The sequence below is a fragment of the Streptomyces sparsus genome, from assembly GCF_054776295.1.
This window is the reverse complement of record NZ_BAAHCA010000107.1, coordinates 1-9,284: the sequence shown is the minus strand read 5'-3', so window position 1 is coordinate 9,284 and position 9,284 is coordinate 1. Positions and strand designations below refer to the sequence as shown.

Sequence of the window (9,284 nt, the reverse complement as noted above, 5' to 3'; positions counted from 1 at the left end):
CAGCACGCCAAGGGCAAGCTGACCGCGCGGGAGCGGATCGACCTGCTGCTCGACGAGGGCTCCTTCCAGGAGGTCGAGACGCTGCGGCGGCATCGGGCGACGGGGTTCGGGTTGGAGGCGCGGCGTCCGTACACCGATGGTGTGGTGACGGGGTGGGGGACGGTGCATGGGCGGACGGTGTTCGTGTACGCGCATGATTTCCGGATCTTCGGTGGGGCGTTGGGTGAGGCGCATGCGGAGAAGATCCACAAGTTGATGGATCGGGCGATCGCGGCGGGTGCGCCGTTGGTGTCGTTGAACGACGGTGCGGGGGCGCGGATCCAGGAGGGGGTGTCGGCGCTCGCGGGGTACGGGGGGATCTTCCAGCGGAACACGCGGGCGTCGGGGGTGATTCCGCAGATCTCGGTGATGTTGGGGCCGTGTGCGGGGGGTGCGGCGTATTCGCCGGCGTTGACGGATTTCGTGTTCATGGTGCGGGAGACGTCGCAGATGTTCATCACGGGTCCGGATGTGGTGAAGGCGGTGACGGGGGAGGACATCTCGCAGAACGGTCTGGGTGGTGCGGACGTGCACGCGGGGACGTCCGGGGTGGCGCACTTCGCGTACGACGACGAGCAGACCTGCCTGGAGGAGGTCCGCTACCTGCTCTCCCTCCTGCCGCAGAACAACCGCGAACTGCCGCCCGCCGAGGAGTCGGAGGACGATCCGGACCGGACCACCGAGGCCCTGCACGGCCTCGTGCCGGTCAGCGGCAACACGCCCTACGACATCCGGCACGTCATCGAGGAGATCGTCGACGACGGTGAGTACTTCGAGATCAGTTCGGCCTGGGCCGCCAACATCGTCTGCGCGCTGGCCCGGCTCGACGGCCACACCGTCGGTGTGGTCGCCAACCAGCCGCTGTCCATGGCCGGCGTGCTGGACATCAACTCCTCCGAGAAGGCAGCGCGGTTCGTGCAGTTCTGCGACGCCTTCAACATCCCGCTGGTGACCCTGGTGGACGTGCCCGGGTTCCTGCCCGGCGTCGGCCAGGAGCACGACGGCATCATCCGCCGCGGCGCGAAGCTGCTGTACGCGTACTGCAACGCGACCGTGCCGCGCATCTCCGTGGTGCTGCGCAAGGCGTACGGCGGCGCGTACATCGTGATGGACTCGCGCTCCATCGGCGCCGACCTGTCCCTGGCGTGGCCCACCAACGAGATCGCGGTGATGGGCGCCGAGGGCGCCGCCAACGTCATCTTCCGCAAGCAGATCGCCGCCGCCGACGACCCCGAGGCGCTGCGCGCACAGCGCATCAAGGAGTACAAGGCCGAGCTGATGCACCCCTACTACGCCGCCGAACGCGGCCTGGTGGACGACGTCATCGACCCCGGAGAGACCCGGCAGGCGCTGGTCCGCTCGCTCGCCATGCTCCGCGCCAAGCACGCCGACCTGCCGCGCCGCAAGCACGGCAACCCGCCGCAGTGAACGGGGAGGACGACATGTCCGAGCAGGAGACCGCACAGCCCCTGCTCCGGGTGGACCGGGGCACCCCGACCGCCGACGAACTGGCCGCGCTCACCGCCGTGCTGCTGCTCCGCTCGGCCGCCGTCGGAGCCGACCCGGACGACGTGTCCCGCCGGCAGCGGGCCGTCGCGCGCTGGGCCCGGCCGGAGCGCGAGTCGGGATTCGAGGGCGCCCGCACCTGGCAGCAGCAGGCCCACTGAATTCCGCACCACAAATCCTCGGTTTTCCCGCGACAACTCTTCGTGAAGTCGGTTCCGCACACCGCGCGGCGCGAAGAGACTCAATTCCGTGCTCTTACCGCATTCATCGGCATGGCAGCACGGAAACACAGATAACCCACTGGAGGGACAACGATGCCGGAGACACCCATAAAACTCGCCGTGATCATCGGTAGTGTGCGCGGCGGGCGGTTCGGCCCGACTGTGGCCAACTGGTTCGTCGACCAGGCCGAGCAGCACGGGGGCGTCACCGTCGATCTGATCGACCTGCTCGACCACCAGCTGCCGATGATCATGCCGCCGTTCGGTGAGGAGCCCGACGCGCAGACGCAGGCCGTCTACGACGGGTTGCAGACCCGGCTCGCCGACGCCGACGCCTTCGTCGTGGTCACTCCGGAGTACAACCACACGACCTCGCCGGCGCTGAAGAACACCATCGACTGGTACCTCGACGAGTGGAAGGCCAAGCCGGTCGGCCTCATCTCCTACGGCGGCATGGGCGGCGGGCTGCGGGCCGCCGAGCACCTGCGGCAGGTCTTCGCCGAGGTCCACGCGACCACCGTGCGCGACATGGTCAGCTTCCACAACGCCTGGGACAAGTTCGAGCACGAGGGCAAGGCCGTGTGCCCGCAGGGCAGTGACGGCGCCGCCAAGTCGCTGCTGGACCAGCTCGTCTGGTGGGGCAACGCCCTCCGCGACGCCCGCGCCAAGGCGCCCTACACCGGCTGACACCGGGGCGGGCCGACCGGCGTCTCCGAGGTGACCGAACGCCTCCGACAGCCGGTCGGCGCACGACCACCGACGTCCCCCTCAGACGCCCCACCGGCGCCGTCCGGCGAGCGCCCGCAGGCATCGTCCGACAAGCCTGAACGCCGCACGACACCTCCCCAGGCCGCCCGGTTTCCTCCCGCCCACCGCAAGCCGCTCGGTGCACGACGCACCGGGCGGCTTCGTGCTGCCCGGAGCAGCCGTGCCGCTGTCCGGCCCGACCCGATCATGGAGACGCACAATGATCAACGTTTTCCAGCCCAGCCTGGGCGCGGAGGAAGCCGCCGCCGTCGCGGAGGTCTTCGAGAGCAACTGGCTCGGGCACGGCCCGCGCACCCAGGCGTTCGAAGCGGAGTTCGCCACCCACCTCGGGGTCGACGCCGAGCAGGTGCTCTTCATCAACTCCTGCACCGCGGGGCTGTTCCTGGCCACCGAACTGCTCGGCCTCGGCCCGGATGACGACGTGGTGCTGCCCTCGGCCAGCTTCGTCGCCGCCGGCAACGCCGTCGCCGCGACCGGCGCCCGGACGGTGTTCTGCGACGTCGACCCGCGGACCCTCAACCCCACCGCCGAGCAGGTGCGGGCGGCCCTCACCCCCCGGACCCGGGCCGTCCTGGTGCTGCACTACGGCGGCCACCCCGGGGACATCGCCGCCATCGCCGAACTGTGCCGCGAGGAGGGCGTCACCCTCATCGAGGACGCCGCCTGCGCGGTCGCCTCCAGCGTCGACGGCACCGCCTGCGGGACCTTCGGCGACATCGCGGTGTGGAGCTTCGACGCGATGAAGGTGCTCGTCACCGGCGACGGCGGCGCGCTCTACGTCCGCGACCCGGAGCTCGCGCGGGCCGCCCGGCGGCTGGCGTACCACGGACTGGAGCAGTCCAGCGGCTTCAAGGCAGCCAAGGTCTCGCACCGCTGGTGGGAGCTGGACGTGCGGGAGTTCGGCCGCCGCATCATCGGCAACGACATCACCGCCGCCGTCGGCAGCGTGCAGCTCCGCCGGCTCCCGGAGTTCGTGGCCCGCCGCCGGGAGATCGCGCAGACCTACGACCGCCTGCTCGCCGACACCGACGGCATCCGGCTGCCGCCCGCCCTGCCGGCCGGCCACACCGGCTCCTACTACTTCTACTGGGTGCAGCTCGACGCGGCGATCCGCGACCGCGTCGCCGCCGACCTGCTGGACCGCGGCGTCTACACCACCTTCCGCTACCCGCCGCTGCACAAGGTGGCCGCCTACCGGGCGGACGCGGCCCACCTGCCCGGCACCGAGCACAGCGCGGACACCACCCTGCTGCTGCCCATCCACCAGGGACTGGACGACACCGAGGTCCGCACCGTCGCCGACGAGCTGCGCAAGGCCGTCGAGCACCGCGCCGGCGAGCTGCGGAGCGGAGGCTGAGCCATGCGGATCGAGGAGACCGCGGTACCCGGCTCGTACGTCGTCACCCCGGAACAGCTCCACGACCCGCGCGGCACCTTCCACGAGGGGCTGCGCACCGACCGGCTGGCCGACGTGCTGGGCCACGCCTTCACCCCCCGGCAGATCAACTACTCCACCTCCCGCCGCAACACCCTGCGCGGCCTCCACGGCGTCGCCGTGCCGCCCGGCCAGGCCAAGTACGTCACCTGCGTCCGGGGCGCCCTGCGGGACATCACCGTCGACCTGCGGCTGGGGTCACCTGCGTTCGGGCGGTACGCCGTCACCGAGCTGGACGCCGGGTCCGGCCGGGCCGTCTACGTGCCCGAAGGGGTCGGGCACGGATTCCTGGCCCTCACCGACGACGCCTGCATCTGCTACGTGCTGTCGAGCACCCACGTGCCGGGCACCCAGATCGACATCAACCCGCTGGACCCGGCACTCGCCCTCCCGTGGGGGTTCACGGAACCGCCGCTGCTGTCCGACAAGGACAGCCGGGCACCGACCGTGTCCGAGGCCGCCACCGCCGGGCTGCTCGCCCACTGGACGGGCCCCGGCGCCGCCACTTCCCGAACGCTGTGAGGAGACAACCGACATGAAGGCACTCGTGCTGTCGGGCGGGTCAGGTACTCGTCTGCGACCGTTCAGCTACTCCATGCCCAAGCAGCTCATCCCGATCGTCAACAAGCCCGTGCTGGAACACGTCCTGGAGAACATCGCGGCGCTGGGCGTGACCGACGTCGGGATCATCGTCGGCGACTGGGCGCCGCAGATCGCCGAGGTCATCGGCGACGGCTCCCGGCTGGGCGTGCGCGTCACCTACATCCCGCAGGACAAGCCGCTCGGCCTGGCGCACTGCGTCACGCTGGCCCGCCCGTTCCTCGGCGACGACGACTTCGTGATGTACCTCGGCGACAACATGCTGCCCGACGGCGTGTCCGCGATCGCCGAGGACTTCACCGCCAACCGGCCCGACGCCCAGGTCGTCGTGCACAAGGTCGCCGACCCGCGGGCCTTCGGGGTCGCCGAACTCGGCCCCGACGGGCGGGTGGAGCGGCTCGTGGAGAAGCCGCAGCAGCCGCGCAGCGACCTGGCGATGATCGGCGTCTACTTCTTCACCGCCGCCATCCACCGCGCGGTCGACGCCATCGAGCCCAGCGCCCGCGGCGAACTGGAGATCACCGACGCCGTGCAGTGGCTCGTGGAGACCGGCGCCCGCGTCAAGGCCAGCGAGTACGACGGCTACTGGAAGGACACCGGCCGCGCCGAGGACGTGCTCGAGTGCAACCGCCGGCTGCTCGACTCGCTGCGCCCCGGCATCGTGGGCGAGGTCGACAACCGCAGCGAACTCGACGGCCTGGTGCTCGTCGAGGCCGGTGCGCGGGTGGTGCGGTCCCGCATCGAGGGGCCGGCCATCATCGGCGCCGGCTCCGTCATCGAGAACAGCCACGTCGGGCCCGGCACGTCCATCGGCCGGGACTGCGTGGTGCGCGACACGCGCCTGGCGGACTCCATCGTGCTGGACGGCGCGTCCATCTGCGACGTGCCCGGACTGCACGGCTCCCTGATCGGGCGGGGCGCCACCGTCGGCGCCTCCGCACAAGCCAAGCTGGTCATCGGCGACCACACCCGGATAGAGGTGGCAGCATGAGGTTCCTGGTCACCGGCGGTGCCGGTTTCATCGGTTCGCACTACGTGCGGACCCTGCTCGACGGCGGCTACCCCGGCTACGAGGACACCCGGGTGACCGTGGTGGACAACCTCGGGTACGCCGGCAACCCCGACAACCTGCCCGCGTCGCACCCCCGGCTGGACTTCGTCCGCGGCGACATCTGCGACCTGCCGCTGCTGCTCGACGTCTTCCCCGGCCACGACGCGGTCGTGCACTTCGCCGCCGAGTCGCACGTGGACCGCTCGGTGGAGTCTGCGGCCGAGTTCGTCCGCAGCAACGTCGGCGGCACCCAGACCGTGCTCGACGCCTGCCTGGAGTCCGGCGTCGAGCGGGTCGTGCACGTCTCCACCGACGAGGTGTACGGCTCCATCGAGCAGGGCTCGTGGACGGAGGACTGGCCGCTGGCCCCCAACTCTCCCTACGCCGCGTCGAAGGCCGGGTCCGACCTGGTGGCCCGCTCCTACTGGCGCACCCACGGCCTGGACCTGTCGATCACCCGCTGCTCCAACAACTACGGCCCGCACCAGCACCCCGAGAAGGTCATCCCGCTGTTCGTCACCAACCTGCTGGAGGGCGAGCAGGTGCCGCTCTACGGCGACGGACGCAACATCCGCGAGTGGGTGCACGTCGACGACCACTGCCGGGCCGTGCACCTCGCCCTCACCAAGGGCCAGGCCGGGGAGATCTACAACGTCGGCGGCGGCAACGAGCAGTCCAACCTCTCCCTCACCGAACGGCTGCTGGACCTGTGCGGCGCCGACTGGTCCATGGTGCGGCGGGTCGCCGACCGCAAGGGCCACGACCTGCGCTACTCGCTCGACGACAGCAAGATCCGCGCGGAGCTGGGCTACGCGCCGCGCACCCCGTTCGACCGCGGCCTGGCCGACACCGTCGCCTGGTACCGCGACAACCCGGGCTGGTGGAAGCCCGTCAAGCACGGCCACGACAACGAGGGGAAGTGACGTGCCGATGAGCGAGCACAGGGAACTGGTCCTGGACCACACCCGCAAGTACCACCTGGAGAGCCAGGGCGACGGCCGGTTCGTGCCCGGCACGACCGAGATCTGGCCGTCCGGCGCGGTGCTGGACGCCGACGACCGGGCGGCGCTGGTGGAGGCCGCCCTCGACCTGCGGATAGCCGCCGGGGACCGCTCCAAGCGGTTCGAGTCGCGCTTCGCCAAACTGCTCCAGCGGCGCAAGGCGCACCTGACCAACTCCGGATCGTCCGCCAACCTGCTGGCGCTGACCGCGCTGACCTCGCACGTGCTGGGGGAGCGGCGGCTGAAGCCCGGCGACGAGGTCATCACCGTCGCCGCCGGCTTCCCCACCACCGTCAACCCGATCGTGCAGAACGGCATGGTGCCGGTCTTCATCGACGTCGAGATGGGCATCTACAACACCACCGCGGACCGGGTGGCCGCCGCCATCGGGCCCAAGACCCGTGCCATCATGATCGCGCACGCCCTCGGCAACCCGTTCGAGGTCGCCGAGATCGCCCGACTCGCCAAGGAACACGACCTGTTCTTCGTCGAGGACAACTGCGACGCCGTCGGCTCCACCTACGAGGGCCGGCTCACCGGCACCTTCGGCGACCTGACCACCGTCAGCTTCTACCCGGCCCACCACCTCACCATGGGCGAGGGCGGCTGCGTGCTGACGTCCAACCTGCAACTCGCCAAGGTTGTCGAGTCGTTGCGGGACTGGGGCCGCGACTGCTGGTGCGAACCGGGCAAGTCCAACACCTGCTTCAAGCGGTTCGAGTACCAGCTGGGCAAGCTGCCCAAGGGGTACGACCACAAGTACATCTTCTCCCACGTGGGCTACAACCTGAAGGCGACCGACCTCCAGGCCGCGCTGGGCCTCACCCAGCTCGACAAGCTGGAGGGCTTCACCGCCGCCCGCCGCCGTAACTGGCGCCGGCTGCGCGAGGGCCTGGACGGCGTGCCGCACCTGATGCTGCCGGAGCCCACCCCCAAGAGCGACCCCAGCTGGTTCGGCTTCGTGCTCACCGTCGATCCCGAGGCGCCCTTCACCCGGGCCGCGCTCGTCGCCTTCCTGGAGAGCCGCAAGATCGGCACCCGCCGCCTGTTCGCCGGCAACCTCACCCGGCAGCCCGCCTACGTGGACCGTCCGCACCGCGTCGTCGGCGACCTCACCAACAGCGACCTGATCACCGACCAGACGTTCTGGGTCGGCGTCTACCCGGGCCTCACCGACGAGATGATCGACTACGTCGTCTCCTCGGTGCGCGAGTTCGTGCGGAGCAACACATGAGCCCGGAGACCCTGCTGCGCCCCCGCGTGGACGCGCTGCTGCCGGACCGCCTCGCCCGGTCGGCGGCGGTCCGGGACGCGGGCGCACAGCTGCGCACCGCCGACTTCCCCGCCTGGCTGGCGGGGCGGTCCGCGGCCCACCGGTTCGAGGTGGAGCGCATCCCGTTCGACGAGCTGGACGGCTGGTCGTTCCAGGACGGCACCGGCAACCTGGTGCACCGCAGCGGCCGGTTCTTCAGCGTCGAGGGCCTGCACGTGCGGATCGGCGACGAACCGGCGGACAGCTGGCAGCAGCCCATCATCAGGCAGCCCGAGGTCGGCATCCTGGGCATTCTCGCCAAGGAGTTCGACGGGGTCCTGCACTTCCTGATGCAGGCCAAGATGGAACCGGGCAACCGCAACCTGCTCCAGCTCTCGCCGACCGTGCAGGCCACCCGCAGCAACTACACCGGGGTCCACAACGGCGCCCCGGTGAAGTACCTGGAGCACTTCGTCCACCCGGAGCGCGGCCGGGTCCTGGCCGACGTGCTCCAGTCCGAGCACGGCTCGTGGTTCTACCGCAAGTCCAACCGCAACATGCTCGTCGAGACGGACGCGGACGTCCCGCTCGACCCGGACTTCTGCTGGCTCACCCTGGGCCAGATAGGTGAGCTGCTGCGCGCGGACAACGTGGTCAACATGGACGCCCGCACCGTGCTGGCCTGCGCCCCCGCGCCCACGGCCGGCGCGGGAGACGGCGACAGCCGCGCCCTGCACAGCGACACCGAGGTGCTGTCCTGGTTCACCGGCGAGCGGGCCCGCCACGACGTGCACGCCACGACCGTGCCGCTGGACCGGACGGCCGGATGGACCCGCGGGCCCTGGTCCGTCGACCACGAGGACGGCCGCTACTTCCGGGTGGTGGCGGTGTCGGTGACGGCCGGCAGCCGGGAGGTCACCGGCTGGTCGCAGCCGCTGTTCGAGCCCGTCGCCACCGGTGTGGCCGCGTTCCTCACCCGGCGCATCGACGGCGTGCCGCACCTGCTCGTGCACGCCCGTGTCGAGGGCGGCTTCCTGGACACCGTCGAGCTGGGCCCCACCGTCCAGTACACGCCCGAGAACTACCGCCACCTCACCGGCCCCGACCGTCCCCCCTACCTCGACCACGTGCTGGGCGCCCGCCCCGGCGCCATCCGCTACGAGGCGCTGCACTCCGAGGAGGGCGGGCGCTTCCTCAACGCCGAGTCCCGCTACCTGCTCGTCGACGCCGACGACGCGGGCTCCGTCGGGCCCGGGGGCGGCGGCACGGAGCCGGGCGGCACCCCGCCCGGCTACCGCTGGGTCACGCCCACCCAGCTCGCCTCCCTCGCCCGCCACGGCCACTACGTCAACGTGCAGGCCCGCACCCTGCTGGCCTGCATGAACGCCGGGGCCGTGCAGTGGTGACCGGG

General features: G+C 71.0%; 9 protein-coding genes. All 9 read left to right on the top strand.

All coding sequences use genetic code 11. The features are described from left to right. Nucleotides 1-1,467, top strand: a 1,467-nt coding sequence (locus tag ACYVE9_RS08665; protein WP_461027160.1) for an acyl-CoA carboxylase subunit beta, incomplete at its 5' end; no start/stop codon positions are given. A gap of 14 nt (nucleotides 1,468-1,481) precedes the next feature. Further along, nucleotides 1,482-1,706, top strand: a complete 225-nt coding sequence (locus ACYVE9_RS08660) for an acyl-CoA carboxylase epsilon subunit (protein ID WP_461027159.1) — start codon at nucleotides 1,482-1,484, stop codon at nucleotides 1,704-1,706. 153 nt (nucleotides 1,707-1,859) lie between these two features. Then, nucleotides 1,860-2,453: an NADPH-dependent FMN reductase gene (locus tag ACYVE9_RS08655; RefSeq protein WP_461027158.1), complete on the top strand. Its 594-nt coding sequence runs from the start codon at nucleotides 1,860-1,862 to the stop codon at nucleotides 2,451-2,453. 280 nt (nucleotides 2,454-2,733) lie between these two features. After that, nucleotides 2,734-3,891 carry a DegT/DnrJ/EryC1/StrS family aminotransferase gene (locus ACYVE9_RS08650; RefSeq protein WP_461027157.1) on the top strand — a complete coding sequence of 386 codons (1,158 nt, stop codon included), beginning with the start codon at nucleotides 2,734-2,736 and terminating at the stop codon, nucleotides 3,889-3,891. A gap of 3 nt (nucleotides 3,892-3,894) precedes the next feature. Continuing rightward, nucleotides 3,895-4,491 carry a dTDP-4-dehydrorhamnose 3,5-epimerase family protein gene (locus tag ACYVE9_RS08645; protein ID WP_461027156.1) on the top strand — a complete coding sequence of 199 codons (597 nt, stop codon included), beginning with the start codon at nucleotides 3,895-3,897 and terminating at the stop codon, nucleotides 4,489-4,491. Nucleotides 4,492-4,504: 13 nt separating this feature from the next. Then, nucleotides 4,505-5,560: a glucose-1-phosphate thymidylyltransferase gene (locus tag ACYVE9_RS08640; RefSeq protein WP_461027155.1), complete on the top strand. Its 1,056-nt coding sequence runs from the start codon at nucleotides 4,505-4,507 to the stop codon at nucleotides 5,558-5,560. Further along, on the top strand, nucleotides 5,557-6,543 hold the full coding sequence (gene rfbB / locus ACYVE9_RS08635; protein ID WP_461027154.1) for a dTDP-glucose 4,6-dehydratase: 987 nt from the start codon (nucleotides 5,557-5,559) through the stop codon (nucleotides 6,541-6,543). The genes ACYVE9_RS08640 and rfbB overlap by 4 nt, the downstream gene beginning before the upstream one ends. 7 nt (nucleotides 6,544-6,550) lie before the next feature. Then, the gene (gene rfbH / locus ACYVE9_RS08630; RefSeq protein ID WP_461027153.1) at nucleotides 6,551-7,855 is read left to right on the top strand and encodes a lipopolysaccharide biosynthesis protein RfbH; all 1,305 of its coding nucleotides are present in this window, start codon (nucleotides 6,551-6,553) and stop codon (nucleotides 7,853-7,855) included. Further along, nucleotides 7,852-9,279: an NDP-hexose 2,3-dehydratase family protein gene (locus ACYVE9_RS08625; RefSeq protein WP_461027152.1), complete on the top strand. Its 1,428-nt coding sequence runs from the start codon at nucleotides 7,852-7,854 to the stop codon at nucleotides 9,277-9,279. Before rfbH ends, ACYVE9_RS08625 begins: the two co-directional genes overlap by 4 nt. Nucleotides 9,280-9,284: the final 5 nt, after the last annotated feature.

Coding starts and splice junctions, on each gene's coding strand:
- ACYVE9_RS08645 (WP_461027156.1), top strand. CDS start 3,895: ATGCGGATCGAGGAGACCGCGGTACCCGGCTCGTACGTCGTCACCCCG.
- ACYVE9_RS08625 (WP_461027152.1), top strand. CDS start 7,852: ATGAGCCCGGAGACCCTGCTGCGCCCCCGCGTGGACGCGCTGCTGCCG.
- rfbH (WP_461027153.1), top strand. CDS start 6,551: ATGAGCGAGCACAGGGAACTGGTCCTGGACCACACCCGCAAGTACCAC.
- ACYVE9_RS08660 (WP_461027159.1), top strand. CDS start 1,482: ATGTCCGAGCAGGAGACCGCACAGCCCCTGCTCCGGGTGGACCGGGGC.
- ACYVE9_RS08655 (WP_461027158.1), top strand. CDS start 1,860: ATGCCGGAGACACCCATAAAACTCGCCGTGATCATCGGTAGTGTGCGC.
- ACYVE9_RS08640 (WP_461027155.1), top strand. CDS start 4,505: ATGAAGGCACTCGTGCTGTCGGGCGGGTCAGGTACTCGTCTGCGACCG.
- rfbB (WP_461027154.1), top strand. CDS start 5,557: ATGAGGTTCCTGGTCACCGGCGGTGCCGGTTTCATCGGTTCGCACTAC.
- ACYVE9_RS08650 (WP_461027157.1), top strand. CDS start 2,734: ATGATCAACGTTTTCCAGCCCAGCCTGGGCGCGGAGGAAGCCGCCGCC.